The organism is Buttiauxella sp. BIGb0471 (assembly GCF_024807715.1).
In the GTDB taxonomy this organism is placed as follows: Bacteria; Pseudomonadota; Gammaproteobacteria; order Enterobacterales; family Enterobacteriaceae; genus Buttiauxella; species Buttiauxella agrestis.
Genome location: NZ_JANUEU010000010.1, coordinates 26,966 through 44,096 on the forward strand (window position 1 = coordinate 26,966; position 17,131 = coordinate 44,096).

The 17,131-nt window shown below is 51.5% G+C and carries 16 protein-coding genes; 3 read left to right on the top strand and 13 right to left on the bottom strand.

Annotated elements, in window-relative coordinates; all coding sequences use genetic code 11:
* Positions 1 to 7: 7 nt before the first annotated feature.
* Entirely contained in the window at positions 8 to 1,087 is a 1,080-nt protein-coding gene (gene alr, locus M2371_RS20895; RefSeq protein ID WP_259268604.1) for an alanine racemase, read from the bottom strand.
* A 170-nt stretch (positions 1,088 to 1,257) separates the two neighbouring features.
* Complete coding sequence (gene dnaB, locus M2371_RS20900) at positions 1,258 to 2,664, bottom strand: replicative DNA helicase (RefSeq protein WP_034492420.1); 1,407 nt, start codon at positions 2,662 to 2,664, stop codon at positions 1,258 to 1,260.
* A 78-nt stretch (positions 2,665 to 2,742) separates the two neighbouring features.
* Between dnaB and M2371_RS20905 the strand changes: the two genes are divergently transcribed.
* Entirely contained in the window at positions 2,743 to 3,726 is a 984-nt protein-coding gene (locus tag M2371_RS20905; RefSeq protein WP_259268605.1) for a quinone oxidoreductase, read from the top strand.
* Positions 3,727 to 3,941: 215 nt separating this feature from the next.
* Here the strand turns inward: M2371_RS20905 and dusA are convergent, their stop codons facing one another.
* The 3 genes from dusA to M2371_RS20920 form a co-directional block, all read right to left on the bottom strand.
* Entirely contained in the window at positions 3,942 to 4,940 is a 999-nt protein-coding gene (gene dusA / locus M2371_RS20910; RefSeq protein WP_172895838.1) for a tRNA dihydrouridine(20/20a) synthase DusA, read from the bottom strand.
* Positions 4,941 to 5,033: 93 nt separating this feature from the next.
* On the bottom strand, positions 5,034 to 6,272 hold the full coding sequence (locus M2371_RS20915; protein WP_259268606.1) for a conjugal transfer protein TraF: 1,239 nt from the start codon (positions 6,270 to 6,272) through the stop codon (positions 5,034 to 5,036).
* Between the two features lie 170 nt (positions 6,273 to 6,442).
* Positions 6,443 to 6,946 (bottom strand): cupin domain-containing protein, encoded by a 504-nt coding sequence (locus M2371_RS20920; RefSeq protein WP_172895843.1) that lies wholly within the window; start codon positions 6,944 to 6,946, stop codon positions 6,443 to 6,445.
* A gap of 109 nt (positions 6,947 to 7,055) precedes the next feature.
* On the opposite strand from M2371_RS20920, the gene zur reads away from it, so the two are divergent.
* On the top strand, positions 7,056 to 7,571 hold the full coding sequence (gene zur / locus M2371_RS20925) for a zinc uptake transcriptional repressor Zur (protein ID WP_259268607.1): 516 nt from the start codon (positions 7,056 to 7,058) through the stop codon (positions 7,569 to 7,571).
* Positions 7,572 to 7,633: 62 nt separating this feature from the next.
* Here zur and M2371_RS20930 read toward each other — a convergent pair whose 3' ends face one another.
* From M2371_RS20930 to M2371_RS20945, 4 genes are all read right to left on the bottom strand, one after another.
* Entirely contained in the window at positions 7,634 to 7,843 is a 210-nt protein-coding gene (locus tag M2371_RS20930; protein WP_034492637.1) for a CsbD family protein, read from the bottom strand.
* 157 nt (positions 7,844 to 8,000) lie between these two features.
* Positions 8,001 to 9,332: an MATE family efflux transporter DinF gene (gene dinF / locus M2371_RS20935; protein ID WP_172895845.1), complete on the bottom strand. Its 1,332-nt coding sequence runs from the start codon at positions 9,330 to 9,332 to the stop codon at positions 8,001 to 8,003.
* 73 nt (positions 9,333 to 9,405) lie between these two features.
* Positions 9,406 to 10,014 carry a transcriptional repressor LexA gene (lexA, locus tag M2371_RS20940; RefSeq protein WP_034492403.1) on the bottom strand — a complete coding sequence of 203 codons (609 nt, stop codon included), beginning with the start codon at positions 10,012 to 10,014 and terminating at the stop codon, positions 9,406 to 9,408.
* 108 nt (positions 10,015 to 10,122) lie between these two features.
* Positions 10,123 to 10,491 (bottom strand): diacylglycerol kinase, encoded by a 369-nt coding sequence (locus M2371_RS20945; RefSeq protein WP_034492402.1) that lies wholly within the window; start codon positions 10,489 to 10,491, stop codon positions 10,123 to 10,125.
* A 126-nt stretch (positions 10,492 to 10,617) separates the two neighbouring features.
* On the opposite strand from M2371_RS20945, the gene plsB reads away from it, so the two are divergent.
* Positions 10,618 to 13,047, top strand: coding sequence for a glycerol-3-phosphate 1-O-acyltransferase PlsB (gene plsB / locus M2371_RS20950; protein ID WP_259268608.1), 2,430 nt, complete (start codon positions 10,618 to 10,620; stop codon positions 13,045 to 13,047).
* 90 nt (positions 13,048 to 13,137) lie between these two features.
* Here plsB and ubiA read toward each other — a convergent pair whose 3' ends face one another.
* The 4 genes from ubiA to M2371_RS20970 form a co-directional block, all read right to left on the bottom strand.
* Complete coding sequence (ubiA, locus tag M2371_RS20955; RefSeq protein WP_034492399.1) at positions 13,138 to 14,010, bottom strand: 4-hydroxybenzoate octaprenyltransferase; 873 nt, start codon at positions 14,008 to 14,010, stop codon at positions 13,138 to 13,140.
* Entirely contained in the window at positions 14,010 to 14,519 is a 510-nt protein-coding gene (gene ubiC, locus M2371_RS20960) for a chorismate lyase (protein ID WP_259268609.1), read from the bottom strand. The genes ubiA and ubiC overlap by 1 nt, the downstream gene beginning before the upstream one ends.
* A gap of 174 nt (positions 14,520 to 14,693) precedes the next feature.
* Positions 14,694 to 15,641, bottom strand: a complete 948-nt coding sequence (gene malM, locus M2371_RS20965) for a maltose operon protein MalM (protein ID WP_172895854.1) — start codon at positions 15,639 to 15,641, stop codon at positions 14,694 to 14,696.
* Between the two features lie 145 nt (positions 15,642 to 15,786).
* On the bottom strand, positions 15,787 to 17,097 hold the full coding sequence (locus tag M2371_RS20970; RefSeq protein ID WP_034492393.1) for a maltoporin: 1,311 nt from the start codon (positions 17,095 to 17,097) through the stop codon (positions 15,787 to 15,789).
* Positions 17,098 to 17,131: the final 34 nt, after the last annotated feature.

The following is a 17,131-nucleotide window of genomic DNA, read 5'->3' on the forward strand; positions in this document are numbered from 1 at the left end:
AGGACAACTAGTCCAGATACTCCATCGCCACCCTTGAAGTCAGGCGCGTGATAAGTTCGTAAGCACTCACTTTTGTGATTTCTGCAATGCGTTCGACCGGCAGGTTATCGCCCCACATCACCACGCTATCACCCACTTTGTCTGCTGAGTTCGGGCCAAGATCGACACAAATCATGTCCATAGCAACACGCCCGACAATCGGCACTTCGCGGCCATTGACCAGCACTGGCGTACCGGATGGTGCTGCGCGTGGATAACCGTCGCCGTAGCCAATTGCCACCACGCCCAGGCGGGTATCGCGCTGCGCAATCCAGGTGCCGCCGTAACCTACCGCTTCGCCCGCTTTGTGTTCGCGAACGGCAATCAGGCTGGAAGTGAGAGACATCACCGGCTGAAAACCAAAATCGGAGCCCCACGGTTTTTGCTCCAGAGGAGAAACACCGTACAAGATAATGCCAGGGCGAACCCAGTCCAGATGCGAGTCCGGCCACAACAGAATGCCGCCAGATGCGCCAATGGAACGCTCCCCTGGTTTGCCTGCGGTAAACGAATTGAAAATATCGAGCTGACGCAGCGTGGCGTCAGATTCCGGCTCATCAGCACGCGCAAAATGACTCACGATATTGACCGGCTGGCTGACGTTTTTACAGCGGCAAAGGCGCTGATAAAATGCTTCTGCTTCTTCAGGCAAGATGCCCAAGCGGTGCATGCCGGTATCCAGCTTCATCCACACGGTAATCGGATGGCTTAACTCGGCCTGCTCCAGCGCTTCGAGCTGTTCAATACAGTGGACGGCAGTCTGGAAATTCTGCCCGGCAATCGTCGGCAGGTCGCTTGCATTGAAGAAACCTTCGAGCAGCAGAATGGGCTGAGTGATTCCCCCAGCACGCAACCGAACACCTTCTTCAAGACGGGCAACGCCGAAAGCATCAGCATCAGTCAGGGTAAGGGCCGTCTCCAGCAGACCATGCCCATATGCGTTTGCTTTCACAACCGCCACCATACGGCTGGCTGGAGCCAGTTCGCGCAGGCGTTGCAGGTTGTGTCGCAGAGCGCGGCGGTTAATTTTTACGGTTGCCGCTTGCATGTTCGTTCCTTGCGAAATTTTTGTATATGGAATTGGAATGCCCAAATCCTCTAAATCATTCGGGCTGCAAGAAGGCGGCAAACTCGTGAATCCCCATGAGCTTACACAAGTAAGCGATTGGGGTAAGCGAGTGCAGCCAACGCACTTGCAGCGTGAAGGATAACGAGGATTTAATCTTCGTCGTATTGAGGACCAGCATAGTTATCGAAGCGCGAGAACTGGCCGTTAAACGTCAGGCGCACGGTACCGATTGGGCCGTTACGCTGTTTACCGAGGATGATTTGCGCGATGCCTTTCTCGTCACTGTTGTCGTTATAAACTTCGTCACGATAGATAAACATGATCAAGTCGGCATCCTGCTCGATAGAGCCGGATTCACGTAAGTCGGAGTTGACCGGGCGTTTATCAGCACGTTGCTCCAAAGAACGGTTAAGCTGCGAGAGCGCCACCACCGGCACCTGTAGCTCTTTTGCCAACGCTTTGAGGGAGCGCGAAATCTCGGCGATTTCCAGCGTACGGTTATCAGACAGCGACGGCACGCGCATCAATTGCAGGTAGTCGATCATGATCAGGCTCAGGCCGCCGTGTTCGCGGTAGATACGGCGCGCACGGGAGCGCACTTCCGTTGGCGTCAGGCCGGATGAGTCATCAATGTACATGTTGCGTTTTTCAAGCAAGATGCCCATGGTGCTGGAAATTCGCGCCCAGTCTTCATCATCGAGCTGACCGGTACGGATTTTGGTCTGGTCGACGCGTGACAGCGACGCCAGCATACGCATCATGATTTGTTCGCCGGGCATCTCGAGGCTGAAAATCAGCACCGGTTTTTCCTGCAACATCGCGGCGTTTTCGCACAAGTTCATCGCAAACGTGGTTTTACCCATCGACGGACGCGCCGCCACGATGATCAGATCCGATTTTTGCAGACCTGCGGTTTTTTTGTTCAAATCCTGGTAGCCCGTATCCACGCCCGTTACGCCATCGTGGGGCGTCTGATAAAGCGTTTCGATACGCGAGACTGTCGCTTCGAGGATTTGGTCGATACTTTTTGGCCCTTCGTCTTTATTCGCGCGGCTCTCAGCAATCTGGAACACGCGGGATTCTGCGAGGTCGAGCAAGTCTTCGCTGGTGCGCCCTTGCGGGTCGTAACCGGCATCGGCGATTTCATTCGCCACAGAAATCATTTCACGAACTACGGCACGTTCACGCACGATATCGGCATAAGCGCTGATGTTCGCCGCACTTGGCGTGTTTTTTGATAATTCGGCCAGATAGGCGAAACCGCCCACGCTTTCCAGATTGCCCTGAAGTTCAAGAGATTCAGAAAGCGTGATCAGATCGATTGGCTTGCTCATTTCGAGCAAACGCTGCATCTCGGTGAAGATCATGCGGTGTGGACGGCTGAAAAAATCGTTAGCCACGACGCGCTCGGAAACGTTATCCCAGCGTTCGTTGTCCAGCATTAAACCGCCCAACACCGACTGCTCCGCTTCCAGAGAATGTGGCGGCATTTTCAGCCCTTCCATCTGACGATCGCGGGGTTCTTTCGGTTTGTTGAAGGGTTTATTTCCTGCCATAGTGAGGGAGTTACCAAAATCAGATAAGAGAGACGAGAGTTTACTCTATCTCCCTCCGAGGAAACAGAAGGAGTTCTCATGGCAACACGTATTGAATTTAGTCAACACGGCGGGCCTGAAGTGCTAAAAGTCGCGGAATTCACCCCAACGGCCCCCGCAGAACACGAAGTCCAAGTTGAGAATAAAGCGATTGGTATCAACTACATTGATACATACATTCGCAGCGGTTTATACCCGCCGCCGATGCTACCCAGCGGCCTCGGTACAGAAGCTGCGGGGGTCGTGACTAAAGTTGGCAGTGCGGTAACACATCTTAAAGTCGGCGACCGAGTGGTGTACGCGCAGTCCGGGCTTGGCGCATACAGCAGCATTCACAATGTACCCGCTGATAAAGCCGCAAAACTCCCTGACGCTATCTCTTTTGAGCAAGCTGCCGCGTCGTTCCTCAAGGGTCTCACGGTCTATTATCTGCTGCGTAAAACCTACGATATCAAAGCCAATGAAGTTTTCTTATTCCATGCTGCGGCCGGTGGCGTTGGGCTGATCGCATGCCAATGGGCGAAAGCGTTGGGTGCCAAATTAATCGGCACGGTCGGTTCTGCGCAAAAAGCAGAAAGCGCCAAACAAGCCGGCGCCTGGCAGACCATTAATTATCGCGAAGAGAATCTTGTCGAACGTGTAAAAGAGATAACGAACGGCAAAAAAGTCGCGGTGGTTTATGACTCGGTTGGGAAAGATACCTGGGAATCATCGCTGGATTGTCTTCAGCGCCAGGGTTTGATGGTGAGTTTTGGCAACTCTTCTGGCCCGGTGACGGGTGTGAATCTGGGCATTTTGAACCAGAAAGGCTCGCTGTATGTTACTCGTCCGTCACTAAATGGTTACGTGACCACGCGTGAAGAGCTTGAGGAAGCCTGCAACGAACTGTTCTCGTTGATTGCCAGCGGAGTAATAAAAGTCGATGTGTCTGATAACCAGAAGTTTGCCTTGAGCGATGCCGCTCTGGCTCATACAACGCTGGAGAGCCGCAGCACACAAGGCTCTAGTTTACTGATTCCATAAAAGAATTTGGGCCTCCCGAGGGAAGCCCATTCTTTTTTTTGTTCGCACGGTATGTAGGGTACAGCGCGATGAATTCGTGTTTTCGCAACCCGTTAATAATGTCAGGTTTGGTAAATAATTGATATCCCACGACCCGCAAACTTAGCCAGAAAGATGCGAGGTTGTGATCAACTCCGCAATACCTGAGCAATCTGCCGGGTTATTACAAACAAAACCTAGCGTTTGTCGGCAACCAATGACAGTGCATGTTCCACAACATCAATTCCGGCACCCGCTTTATGGGCGTTTTCGCTCAGGTACCGACGCCACTGGCGCGCACCGGGAATCCCCTGGAACAGACCAAGCATATGGCGAGTGACATGGCCTAAGTAAGTGCCGTTTGCCAGTTCACGCTCGATGTACGGGTACATGGCGCGAACCGCCGCAACGGTGTCGACTTCCTGCGAATCAATGCCAAAAATCTCACGATCAACCGCCGTCAGCAGGCCTGGGTTTTGATAGGCTTCGCGCCCAACCATCACGCCATCCATATGTTCGAGATGCGCTTTCGCTTCTTCCAGCGATTTGATACCGCCGTTAATCGACATCGTTAAATGCGGAAAATCACGCTTCAACTGGTAAACACGGGGATAATCCAGCGGTGGAATTTCACGGTTTTCCTTCGGGCTTAAACCTGAAAGCCAGGCTTTACGGGCGTGAATGATGAACATTTCACATTCGCCCTTCCCGGCAACCGTACCGATAAAATCACACAAGAATTCGTAACTGTCCTGGTCATCAATGCCGATACGCGTTTTGACGGTGACAGGGATAGATACCACGTCGCGCATCGCTTTAATGCAATCCGCAACGCGCTGCGCATCCGCCATCAGACATGCGCCGAACATACCGTTTTGCACCCGATCAGAAGGGCAACCGACGTTCAGGTTAATTTCATCGTAGCCACGTTCTTCAGCCAGTTTCGCGCATTGTGCCAGCGCGGCCGGGTCACTTCCGCCTAACTGCAAAGCGATGGGATGCTCGTCTTCGCTGTACGCCAGATAATCCCCTTTGCCGTGAATAATCGCACCGGTGGTCACCATTTCGGTGTACAGCAGTGTCTGGCTTGATAACTGACGCAAGAAATAACGGCAGTGGCGATCGGTCCAGTCGAGCATCGGTGCAATAGAAAAACGATGTGGCTGGAAAGGAGTCTGGCTGATTTGTGAGGACATAGGCACTGGCGTTTACGGGCTACGGTTAAAAAAGGGTCGGTACTATAGCATAATCCAACGGCCGGGTACGTGTTGTCCGGCCGTTGGCTTTCATCAAAACGTCATGCCCACTTGTAACCCTGCCCCCCACGTCTGGTCTTCGCCATATAAGCCCATTAAATCAACATGTACCAGGTCAAAGGGCGCAAATCCTACACCGCCGGTAAAGACATTACTTTCATGGGAACGCATATCTGCGCGATACCCCGCACGCACTGCAAGCCAGGGTAATGGCGAGATTTCAGCACCGACACCTGCAAATTGCGAATTATCTTCACTCTTAAAATTCTTGGTTTCGGTGAGATCGACATCCGTCGTCAGTACCACTAAATCACTGTGCCAGGCCACGCCCGTCGTGACCAATGGTCGAATCTGGTAAGTGTCTTTAAAGCCATCAACCACTTTGGTGTCGATATCACGTGACACCAGGTTTTGCCCGGTCAACCCAACAGTCCATGAGTCACCAAAATCTGCGGCAAGCCCTGCATCAATGTTGAAACCTGTGTCGGAATTACGGTAGCGGCTGTCGCTAATATCATCCTTCTTGTACTGATAAACAGAGGTGCTGTAGTTATAAAGCCAGGTTTTCTGCAACTTTGGCGTCACGCCAACTGAAACAGGCACACCGCCAAGATCAAATTTATGGGCAACTGCCACGCCGTAATCTGAAACAATCGCAGCTCGACCAAATCCTTTTGAGGTGAGATTGTTTAGATCGTTACGGTTCGGGATCACAGTTCCATTGGCGATACCATTCAGGTAGTCGAGGTCATGCTGGGTGATGTCTGAAGTCACTTTAGCTGTGCCGTACGCTTTCACGACGAATGCAAAAGGCAGCGTTTCATTTGGGATACTCACCGCTATTGCACCGCCAGCTTTTGCACGGGCCTGGTCGCCTTTCACATTCTGGAGCTGCCGGGATAAATCTGCCGCATCGTTTTGCATCTGGCGATATATCCCAGGATTCCGAATAATCTGCTGCAAGGGGATATTGGCATAATTCAGATAATCCTCAGCCGAATTGCTGATGTCATCGATATTATTTTGCAGGTTATCAGGGTCGGTAATTTGCATTCCGACAGCAGGAATCAGGAGCGCGGCGGTATCGCCTTGCTGGCTTTTGGTGAGTAACGCCGGGTTAATCAGGACTGCACTACTCCAGCGGGATGATGCAACGCCAGTGCCTCCCATCGCATCATTACGTGTCTCCGTCCATGTTCCCGCTGCATTCGCGTCATTTGCCATAAATAAAAAAGCAGCATTTAATGCCGCCAGGGTTCTGATTTTTATCATTTACTGCCCGCCTGTCTAACTTCAGTTTGAAGAATCGGCCCCTGTCAGTGCCAGACCAACAGGAGTGGATAATGCTGTGAAGAAAAGACTTAAAAGCGGGTGGTTTACCCCAAATGGCATCCCGCATTTATCCTGACGGGTTAATATTTCTTTATTTCCTATAGGGTTATTTATACTTTACCGTTCGTTTTTCGGGAAGGCAGACCATCATGCTGACCAAAGAATTGCGGCGGATGGTCAATCCAGCGATCTTTACGTTGTGCTGCATAAGAGGGGTTTAAGGGGTAGTAAATTCTGTTTTCAGCTTTATTGGCTTCGCCGACAATCAGCAGTCGAACTTCATGTTCGGTGTTATTAATAAAAGTATGGCAAACGCCTGTCCCTGCCGGGAAGCCGACACTATCTCCAGGTTCCAGCGCATAGAGGTGCCCGTTAATCCACACTTGCGGATGCCCTTCCAGTACATAAGCAAACTCTTCTTCACTACTTTCGGCATGGGGATAAGAAGTACGGCGGCCAGGCAACAAGCGTTCATGATGTATCCCCAGGCGTGTTAAACCCAGTTTACGAGCCAGCGGTGCGCCAATGGAAAATAATTCAGTGCTATCGGGATAGGTTGAATCATCTTCACCTTCCAGTTCTTTCCAGTGGCGAATGCAATCAGGTTTATTCATAACAAACTCCGGGATAGTCATCTCAAAAGGATGTGACCAGAATGGCGCACCATTCGGCGTTTTTTGCGCATTGTGGTAAAGTGTAGGGCTAATCTACAGGGGAATGCTGATGGACATCACGACTTCACAAAACGTGTTAGCGCAGGCTGAAAAACTATGCGAGCAGCGTAATGTGCGCCTGACGCCACAACGCCTTGAAGTACTGCGCTTGCTGACACAGCAGGCAGGTGCAATCAGCGCTTATGATTTGCTGGATTTACTGCGTGCCAGCGAACCGCAAGCTAAACCCCCGACGGTGTATCGTGCGCTCGATTTTCTTCTCGAACAAGGTTTTGTACACCGTGTAGAGTCAACCAACAGCTACGTTTTATGCCATCTTTTTGATCAACCGACTCACTCATCAGCCATGTTTATCTGTGACCGATGTGGCGTGGTGAAAGAACAGGGTGCGGAAGGCGTAGAAGATATTATGCAGCAGTTGGCAGCCGAGTTAGGCTTTGCTCTGCATCATAATGTTATTGAGGCGCATGGATTATGCAGTGCTTGTGCGGAGGTTGAAGCGTGTAGTCACCCGGAAGCGTGTGGGCATGACCATTCGATTCAGTCAAAGAAGAAGTCGCGTTAGGGGAATGGGTACGTCCGTGTACCTGGGCAGGGCTGAGAGTTAACACATCTGAGGGAAACTAATTACCAACGGTATTTGTTGCGAGTTTCCCAATCAACGACTTCTTCCTCTGCCTTATCCTTTTCATATCCATAACGTTCCTGGATTTTGCCGACAAGCTGATCGCGTTTCCCTTCAATGACGGTCATATCATCGTCAGTCAGTTTGCCCCATTTCTCTTTTACTGTGCCTTTGAACTGTTTCCAGTTACCGCCGATTTCGTCTTTATTCATAATAGTATCCTCATCGTTCGGTGAAAAATTACTAACAAAAATTACCATCGTCCGGGTGCTTCCGTTTGGCTGACACCCTGTTTCTGCTGGACGTGGAAATAATTGTAGTCAAGGATATGGCGGTATGGGGAAAACTAAGAATGTTTAACCTAACGGCTTAATCTTGAACATTGTTAAACCAGGTATTTTTCTGCCAGTGGCGACGCCAGATCCAGCCCAGCGACAAACCTCTTAGCGCAAGGAATACAGCTAACGAAAGCCACAACCCGTGGTTGCCTAAATACGGTACGGTAAACATCGACAGGCCAAAGCCCAACGCCGCGACAGCCATGCTATTGCGCATTTCAGTCCCTCGAGTTGCGCCAATAAACATGCCATCGAGCAAATAGCACCACACGCCGACAACGGGTAAAATTATCTGCCAATACAAATAGATATCCGCTTGCCGTTGCAGCTCAGCAATTGAGGTCAAAAGGGAAACAATTTGCTCACCCAATAAGGCATAAACGGCGGCGAATACCAGTGCGACTAAACCGGCCTGTCGACATGCAGCTCCCCAGACTTCGAGTAATTGCCCCCGATTTCTAGCCCCGTAAGCCTGCCCGGAATGTGCCTCAACGGCATAGGCAAAACCATCGAGCGCGTAAGCGGTGAAGGTCAGCAACGTCATTAGTACCGCATTCACCGCGACGATTTCGCTACCCAAACGCGCTCCAAAGATGGTCACGGAGGCAAAACAGATCTGTAATAACAGCGAGCGGAGCATGATGTCGCGGTTAAGCGCCAACAAACGCCGAACATTACCGCGCCACGCCTGTTTAAGCATTTCACCACTGATTCCACGCAGGCCCATGACCTTTTTCACCATTAGCAAGCCGATGATAAATGTGGCGTATTCAGCCGTGACGGTAGCGAGTGCTGCCCCCTGAACATTCATATGCAGCCCCATCACCAGCCACACGTCGAGCACAATATTCAGAACGTTACCGACCACTAACAAAATAACCGGCGCACGTGCGTATTGAACGCCCAGCAACCAGCCGAGCAAGACCAAATTAGCCAGGGAGGCCGGGGCACTTAGCCAACGAATCTCAAGAAAACGTCGCGCCTGAAAGAGCACGTCCTGATTACCGCCGACAATACGCAGAGCCAGCGAGATTAGTGGTTCGCGCAGCAAGACAATGGCAATACCCGCTCCGAGTGCCAGCAATAAAGGCTGAACCAGTGCGCGAGCTAAAGCGGAGGGGTTGTTTGCGCCAAAGGCCTGGGCGGTTAAGCCGGTGGTACTCATGCGCAGAAACAGCAATAACATAAACAGGAAGCTGGTAGCCGTCGCTCCAATCGCGACACCACCGAGATAAACAGGACTATCCAGATGACCAATAACAGCCGTATCGACAAGGCCAAGCAGCGGGACGGTAATGTTGGAGAAAATCATGGGTAAAGCGAGGCGCCAGAGCGCACGATCCGCTGTGGAGAATAATTGCATGACCTCTCCTGAAGGAGATCAAAGAGAATTAAGACAGTGATGCGTACTTAAATACGCATCACCTAAAGAGATTTTACAGCCAGTCGCCGTTGCGAATAACCCCAACAGCCAGCCCTTCAATCGAGAAGTTATGCTCACGCAGGTCAACCACTATCGGCTCGAATTCGCTGTTTTCTGGCAGCAGGTGAACGGTATTCCCTTGCTGTTTCAAACGTTTAACGGTGACTTCATCATCAATGCGCGCAACAACAACCTGGCCGTTACGCACATCCTGAGTTTTATGCACCGCCAGTAAATCACCGTCCATAATACCGATGTCTTTCATAGACATCCCGCTGACGCGCAGCAGGAAGTCGGCATTCGGTTTGAACAATGAAGGATCTACCTGGTAATGGCCTTCGATATGCTGCTGCGCAAGGAGTGGTTCACCCGCAGCGACGCGCCCAACCAGCGGGATACCGGTGATCTCTTCCACCAGCAAACGAATGCCACGCGAAGCGCCGGAAACAATCTCAATCACGCCTTTACGGGCGAGAGCTTTTAAATGTTCTTCCGCAGCGTTCGGAGAACGGAACCCCAGACGTTGAGCAATCTCGGCACGTGTCGGTGGCATGCCGGTCTGGCTGATATGATCCCGAATAAGATCAAACACCTCTTGCTGCCTGGTAGTTAACGCTTTCATTCCGCCCCCTGGGTGTTTATACAGTTATGCTGTGAGTATATACAGTTAAAGGCGAATTTGGAACCACAAATTGAGCAAAAAACCAGGCACTTAACTATTCTGGAAAGACTATCGCAAATGCTGCCAAAGCAGCGTGACCCAGGTAATTACTGCAAGGATAATGGCGATTAATACGGCGGCTGAGCCCATATCTTTCGCTCGCCCGGAAAGCTCGTGATAGTCAGTACCAACACGGTCAACGAGGGCCTCAATAGCGCTATTGAGGATTTCGACAATCATCACCAACACGACTGAACCAATCAGTAAAATACGGGTAATAGGGTCAACATCTAACCAGCAGGCAATAGCAATGGCGATGACAGCCGAAACGCCCTCCTGGCGGAAAGCAGCTTCGTTGATCCAGGCCGCTTTTAGCCCTTTCCATGAATAGCCTGCAGCTTTGATAATACGGGTAAGTCCAGTGGTACTACTCGCCATTTTGGGCAACCTTTTCAAATTATTTGCATCAATGCTTGTCAAAATTATAACGCCACAGAAATCTGGGTCAGATTCTGATATTCTTGCGGCGAATTTGCATCATTAACCTGAGGCTTTACATCGTTTATGTCAGGCTGGCCAAGAATCTACTACAAATTACTTAATTTACCATTAGGCGTTCTGGTAAAGAGCAAGTCTATTCCGGCAGATCCACAAGCCGAACTGGGCTTAGATCCCACACGTCCAATAATGTACGTGCTGCCCTATAACTCAAAGGCGGACTTATTAACGCTGCGCGCTCAATGCCTCGCGCATAACTTGCCCGACCCTCTCGAGCCGTTAGAAATCGACGGAGCGGTGCTGCCGCGCTATGTCTTTATCCATGGTGGGCCGCGTGTATTCACTTATTACACGCCAAAAGAAGAGTCGATCAAGCTGTTCCATGATTACCTCGATTTGCACCGTAGCAATCCCAATCTGGATGTGCAGATGGTGCCTGTTTCGGTCATGTTTGGCCGTTCACCGGGGCGCGAAAAAGGCGAAGTGAATCCGCCATTAAGAATGCTCAACGGCATTCAGAAATTCTTCGCCGTCTCCTGGCTTGGCCGCGACAGCTTTGTGCGTTTTTCCGCACCGGTTTCGCTGCGCCAGATGGCAACCGATCACGGCACAGATAAAAAAATCGCTCAGAAACTGGCGCGCGTGGCACGTATGCACTTCGCTCGCCAGCGTTTAGCGACTGTTGGCCCGCGTCTGCCGGTGCGTCAGGATCTGTTTAACAAACTTCTGGCATCAAAAGCTATCGCTCGCGCGGTAGAAGACGAAGCGCGTAGCAAGAAAATCTCCCATGAAAAAGCACAGCAAAATGCTGTCGCGCTGATGGAAGAGATTGCCGCCAACTTCTCTTATGAAGCCGTTCGTTTGACCGACCGCGTGTTAGGTCTGACGTGGAACCGTTTGTACCAGGGCATTAACGTTCACAACGCTGAGCGTGTGCGCCAACTGGCTCATGACGGCCATGAGATTGTCTATGTGCCCTGCCACCGCAGCCACATGGACTACATGCTGCTGTCTTACGTGCTTTATCACCAGGGGCTAGTTCCTCCGCACATCGCGGCGGGTATCAACCTGAATTTCTGGCCAGCAGGCCCGATTTTCCGTCGCCTGGGCGCGTTCTTTATTCGCCGTACCTTTAAAGGCAGCAAACTCTATTCCACCGTGTTCCGTGAATATCTTGGCGAGCTGTTTAGCCGTGGCTATTCCGTTGAATATTTTGTGGAAGGTGGGCGTTCCCGTACCGGGCGTTTGCTTGACCCGAAAACCGGCACGCTGTCGATGACCATTCAGGCCATGCTGCGCGGCGGTACTCGTCCAATTACATTGGTGCCGATTTACATTGGCTACGAGCATGTAATGGAAGTGGGGACTTACGCCAAAGAACTGCGTGGAGCGACCAAAGAGAAAGAGAGCTTTATGCAGATGGTGCGCGGGCTGAGCAAGCTGCGTAACCTCGGCCAGGGCTATGTGAACTTCGGCGAACCGATGCCGTTGATGACATTCCTCAATCAGCGCGTTCCTGAATGGCGTGATTCAATCGACCCAATCGAAGCGATTCGCCCGGCGTGGCTGACGCCAACGGTCAATGAAATTGCTGCCGAGCTGATGGTGCGTATCAACAATGCAGGGGCGGCGAATGCCATGAACCTGTGCTGTACCGCATTACTTGCGTCGCGTCAGCGTTCACTTACTCGTGAACAATTGACCGAGCAGCTCAACTGCTACCTGAGCCTGTTGCGTAATGTGCCGTATTCACCAGATGCGACCACACCAGACCAGCCAGCAGAAGCGCTGATTGAACACGCGTTGCAAATGAACAAGTTTGAAGTAGAGAAAGATACTATCGGTGACATCATCATTCTGCCGCGTGAGCAGGCGGTACTGATGACTTATTACCGTAACAACATTTTGCATATGTTGGTGTTGCCTTCTCTGCTGGCCGCGATTATCACGCAGCATCGCCACATTTCACGCGGAGAGCTTCTGCGTCAGGTCGAATTACTCTACCCGATGCTGAAAGCTGAGCTTTTCCTGCGCTGGGAGAAGGCACAGCTTGTCAGTGAAATGGATGCGCTGCTCAATGAGATGGTTCGTCAGGAACTGATTACTCTTGCGGGTGATGAAGTGCTGATTAACCCGGCTCGTTCACGCACTATGCAGCTTCTGGCTGCGGGTGTTCGTGAAACGCTGCAGCGTTACGCGATTACTTTCTGGCTGTTGAGCGCTAATCCGTCCATCAACCGCGGGACACTGGAACGCGAAAGCCGCACCGTTGCCCAGCGCTTGTCTGTTTTGCATGGTATTAACGCGCCGGAGTTCTTTGATAAAGCCGTGTTCACCTCGCTGGTGTTAACCCTGCGTGATGAAGGCTATATCAGCGATACCGGAGATGCGGAGCCAACCGAAACCATGAAGGTCTACCAGATGCTGGCAGAGCTGATCATGCCGGATGTGCGTTTGACGATTGAAAGTGCGACGTCGCAGGCTGCGACTGAGTAATGCCCTCACCCTAACCCTCTCCCACAGGAGAGGGGATTGCCCGGTTTTCTCCTTCTCCTTTGGGGAGAAGGCCGGGATGAGGGACATGTTTTAGAAGTGCAGGTAACTCAGCACCAGACCAATAAACAACACCAGCCCAACGTAGTTATTATTCAGGAATGCACGGAAACAGGCGTCGCGATCGCGGTTCGCAGTCAGACGTTGCTGATGGATAAATAGCGCGCCCGCCAGTGCAATCGACCAGTAAAACGCCCCACCCAACCCGTTCAGCCAACCAATCACTGCCAGCAGTACCATCACTGTAATCTGCAAAATGCCGATGATCAGATTGTCATAGCGCCCGAACAGTATCGCCGTGGATTTAATGCCAATTTTTAAATCATCATCGCGATCGACCATCGCGTATTGCGTGTCGTAAGCCACGGCCCAGCAGATATTGGTCAAAAACATCAGCCAGCAACTCAGCGGTACAGATTCACTCACCGCAGCAAATGCCATTGGAATTGACCAGCCGAATGCCGCACCTAACACCACCTGCGGCAGGTGGGTATAGCGTTTCATAAACGGGTAAACCCAGGCCAATGCCAGCCCCGCTACCGATAACAAAATTGTCATGGTATTGAGTGTCAGCACCAGTAAAAACGACAACAGAACCAACACGGCAAATAAGATGCGTGCCTCTTTCTCGCTGACTGCCCCACTCGGCAGGGGCCGGTGCGCCGTGCGTTTAACATGCCCATCAAATTTACGATCGGCGTAGTCGTTTACCACGCAGCCCGCAGCTCGCATCATCCAGACACCAGCGATGAACACACATAAAATGGTCAGCGGCGGCACACCCGGTGTCGCTAACCACAACGCCCATAACGTGGGCCATAGCAATAAAAGCGAGCCAATCGGCTTATCAAGCCGCATCAGGCGCTGATAGGCCTGCCATTTGCCCTGTTTCAGACTCCACTCCATTATTTTTCCTCTACATACAGCGGGGATGCGGGGAGGAACAGCTCGGTCAGCACTAATGGTTTTCCGGCTAATCTCAGGCGGGAACGACGCCCCCACAGCTCCTCATTGCGGCCAATCTCAATGAAATCCCTTGTCAGGGAAGATGCACTAAACAGGTAACGCCCAAGAGGTGTGGTTCCGAGTTGCTGCAATTCAAGCTCTGGCCCCTCGAGGGTAGATTCAGGAACGATGGTTCGCCCTAAAAGCCAGGGTTCATCATCGCCGCAGAGCATGATTTCACGCAACCAGTAACGTTTAGCTTCAGGCAGCAAATCAGCTTCAGGAATATCGGCACGCGAATCGAAAAAACCTTCACGCACAATACGCACGCTGACACGCGAGCAATATTGTTCAAAGCGCTTGGTCATTGAATCTTCAAGCAACAACCAGTCAAGAAGCGATGCACTCAGCCCCTCGGGGATCGTCGCCTCAAAGCGTAAGGCGCGCAGTGGCGAAAGCGCGTCAGACATGTGAATTTCTCCGAAACAAAACCGAAAATCATTGTAACGCAGAATAGGTATAGCGGGGCAGGAAAAGCACAACAAGCGTTTAACAACGCCGAGTCAGCTCGAAGGATGACGAAGAAAAAAAGGTGCGCTCAATGAGCGCACCAAACCTCAAACATCAGCACTGCGGGGAGACGGTCACCCCTTGCCTTTTACACTGCTGATAAAAGTTTTACGGGCAGTCGTCGATCCCAGGCGTTCAGCTTCGTCGAGCAGTTTCAGGGCTTTGTCTACATCGCCTTTCGCTACGGCATCTTTGATTGCCTGGTTGAAGTACGTTTCTGTGTCACTTAGCACTGGCTCAGATTTCTTGGCTGGCGCGGGTGCAGCCACTGGTGCAGCAACGGCTGCCGGGGCAACGTAGGTTGTGGCTGGTGCTGCGGTATTACCCACAGTAACCGGGCCTGGGCCTGATGAACCAAATAACGGTCCAACCAGAATGCTGGAGTTTGAAGAGGTTTTGACTTTCACTTTCAAGAGACCGTCGGTGGTATGGCGGGCAATAGGGTCTGGAATATCCGGTACCGCGTTACCCGTGCCTTTTGCGTAGGCTTTCGCCGGGTCGAGCATTTTGGTGGTTTGCTGTGTGTCTTTGTTGGTGGTGAACACTAACAAATAGAGTTTTTGCTGCCCCAATGCTGGGGTCAATTTAATCGTCCCTTCCAGGCGATCGGCGGACATCACGCCCGGTTCCTGATAGGTAAAGTAGCTCGACGGGAAATAGGCAGCCGGCGTCAAGTTCTGGTCAAGAACCAGTACGTTCGGCGCAAATACCGCGTTTTTACTGATTTCACTAGTGAGCGTAATGGTCAATTCGCCAATATTTGCAGGCACACTATAAGCCGCAACTGGGCCAGTAATATCACCTGCGCTTAGGCTCTGACCACTGGTAGCCAGTGTTGTGGTTAATGTTTTTGATTGATCGACGGGCGTCCACTGTAGCTGTTGTAACGCTGAACTCGGCACTGCTGGCGCCGCAGAAATGTCTTGTGGAACGATATTCACATCAGCCAGGCTCACTGCGGGAATGCTGGCGAGCAGCCCTGCGGAAAGGCAGAGTGCGAGGAGACTTTTTTTCATTTTCATTGTTATAAACCTCGAATGGAAAGTCGGTGGAAAGTTGGCCAGGCAATAGCCCTTTCCACCTGAAACAAGCATTGGCATACAAGGGTAATAACAAGGGGTTCAGTGGCGAACCCCTTATCACTTCTTACTTTAAGCTACTGCTGTGTTACCACCAGATTTCCATCTGGGCACCGAAGGAGAACTCGTCGTTGTCGCCACGGCTGGTAGAGAACGTACCGTTGCCGGTAGAATCAGCGATAGCAAAGCGAGTTGAGTCGCCGTTGGCATCTTTAGCGTAACCCCATTTCTCATCCCACTTCGCGTAGGTTGCGAAGACACGCAGTGCCGGACGGGACCAGATGCTGTCGCCTGCCTGCCATTGTTGTGCCAGGGTAATTTTGTATTGACCATTATGATCGCCAGTTTCCTGGGATTTCACGTTGTCGTAGCCCACTTCCAGCAGGGTACTCATGATAGGCGTCCATTTGAACATTGGACGAACACCGATGGTGTACCATTCAGTCCCCTGGTTATCATCCATATCCAGGTTCTGATACATACCGACGTACATCAGATCCCAGCGGTCAGCCAGAGTAATCGCACCGTGATCGATAACACGAATCATGCTGCCATCGTTGTTCAGAGAACCGCCCTGCGCCTGACCTTTACCTTGCGAGGTCATGGAGTCAGTTGCGTACTGAACGACAAATTTGTTGTAGCCTTTCATCATGCTTTGGGTGTGTTCGATTGTCCCCATCCAGCCATCTTTAGATGCGCCAGGTTGCAGGTAATAATCGTCAGGAATGTTAGTGTGACCGTAATCAACACCCAGTTCTAAAGTACCGCCTGGGTTGGTTTCGATCCCCGCCCAACGCACGTCAAATACATCGTTTGGTACTTTATTGCTGTAGTTACGAGAACCATCAGCATTGAAATCATTGAATGCAGCCGAGCCGCCTGATTCAGAAGAACGAGTCGCTGCGAAGGACAGTTTACCCACGCCGACGTCAATGTTTTCCAGACCCGCACCAGGACCAGAAATATCCCAGTAGTAGAAGTCGATCATGTGTACGTCATGACGTTGATAGAAACGCTTACCGGCCCACATGTTGGCGCCTGGCAGTGCATCAATCAGGTTTTTACCCTGCACGTTTGCTTCACGGAATGCCGGGCTGGTTGCTTCCCAGTCATTATCCTGAGCAACGGAGTACGCCACGTTAGTATCGAAATAGAAGCTCTTGTCGCCTTCTTTCCACACTTCCTGGCCCAGTTTTAATTCCGCATAGGTTTCACATTCGTTACCAAGACGGTATTTAGATTGAGCACCAGTTGCCTGGAAACATTCCTGTGTGCCACCACTGCCGGTCCAGCCGATACCAGAACGGGCATAACCGTGGAAATCCACTGCCATTGCCTGAACAGACATAACGCCTGCTGCTACGGCGACTGCCAGTGGGAGTTTGCGCAGAGTAATCATCGTTCTATCTCCTGAGATCATTGCTTTTCTTTTT

Bases quoted from the DNA above. Each gene is read 5' to 3' on its own strand.
- alr (WP_259268604.1), bottom strand. From the start codon at position 1,087: ATGCAAGCGGCAACCGTAAAAATTAACCGCCGCGCTCTGCGACACAAC.
- dnaB (WP_034492420.1), bottom strand. From the start codon at position 2,664: ATGGCAGGAAATAAACCCTTCAACAAACCGAAAGAACCCCGCGATCGT.
- M2371_RS20905 (WP_259268605.1), top strand. From the start codon at position 2,743: ATGGCAACACGTATTGAATTTAGTCAACACGGCGGGCCTGAAGTGCTA.
- dusA (WP_172895838.1), bottom strand. From the start codon at position 4,940: ATGTCCTCACAAATCAGCCAGACTCCTTTCCAGCCACATCGTTTTTCT.
- M2371_RS20915 (WP_259268606.1), bottom strand. From the start codon at position 6,272: ATGATAAAAATCAGAACCCTGGCGGCATTAAATGCTGCTTTTTTATTT.
- M2371_RS20920 (WP_172895843.1), bottom strand. From the start codon at position 6,946: ATGAATAAACCTGATTGCATTCGCCACTGGAAAGAACTGGAAGGTGAA.
- zur (WP_259268607.1), top strand. From the start codon at position 7,056: ATGGACATCACGACTTCACAAAACGTGTTAGCGCAGGCTGAAAAACTA.
- M2371_RS20930 (WP_034492637.1), bottom strand. From the start codon at position 7,843: ATGAATAAAGACGAAATCGGCGGTAACTGGAAACAGTTCAAAGGCACA.
- dinF (WP_172895845.1), bottom strand. From the start codon at position 9,332: ATGCAATTATTCTCCACAGCGGATCGTGCGCTCTGGCGCCTCGCTTTA.
- lexA (WP_034492403.1), bottom strand. From the start codon at position 10,014: ATGAAAGCGTTAACTACCAGGCAGCAAGAGGTGTTTGATCTTATTCGG.
- M2371_RS20945 (WP_034492402.1), bottom strand. From the start codon at position 10,491: ATGGCGAGTAGTACCACTGGACTTACCCGTATTATCAAAGCTGCAGGC.
- plsB (WP_259268608.1), top strand. From the start codon at position 10,618: ATGTCAGGCTGGCCAAGAATCTACTACAAATTACTTAATTTACCATTA.
- ubiA (WP_034492399.1), bottom strand. From the start codon at position 14,010: ATGGAGTGGAGTCTGAAACAGGGCAAATGGCAGGCCTATCAGCGCCTG.
- ubiC (WP_259268609.1), bottom strand. From the start codon at position 14,519: ATGTCTGACGCGCTTTCGCCACTGCGCGCCTTACGCTTTGAGGCGACG.
- malM (WP_172895854.1), bottom strand. From the start codon at position 15,641: ATGAAAATGAAAAAAAGTCTCCTCGCACTCTGCCTTTCCGCAGGGCTG.
- M2371_RS20970 (WP_034492393.1), bottom strand. From the start codon at position 17,097: ATGATTACTCTGCGCAAACTCCCACTGGCAGTCGCCGTAGCAGCAGGC.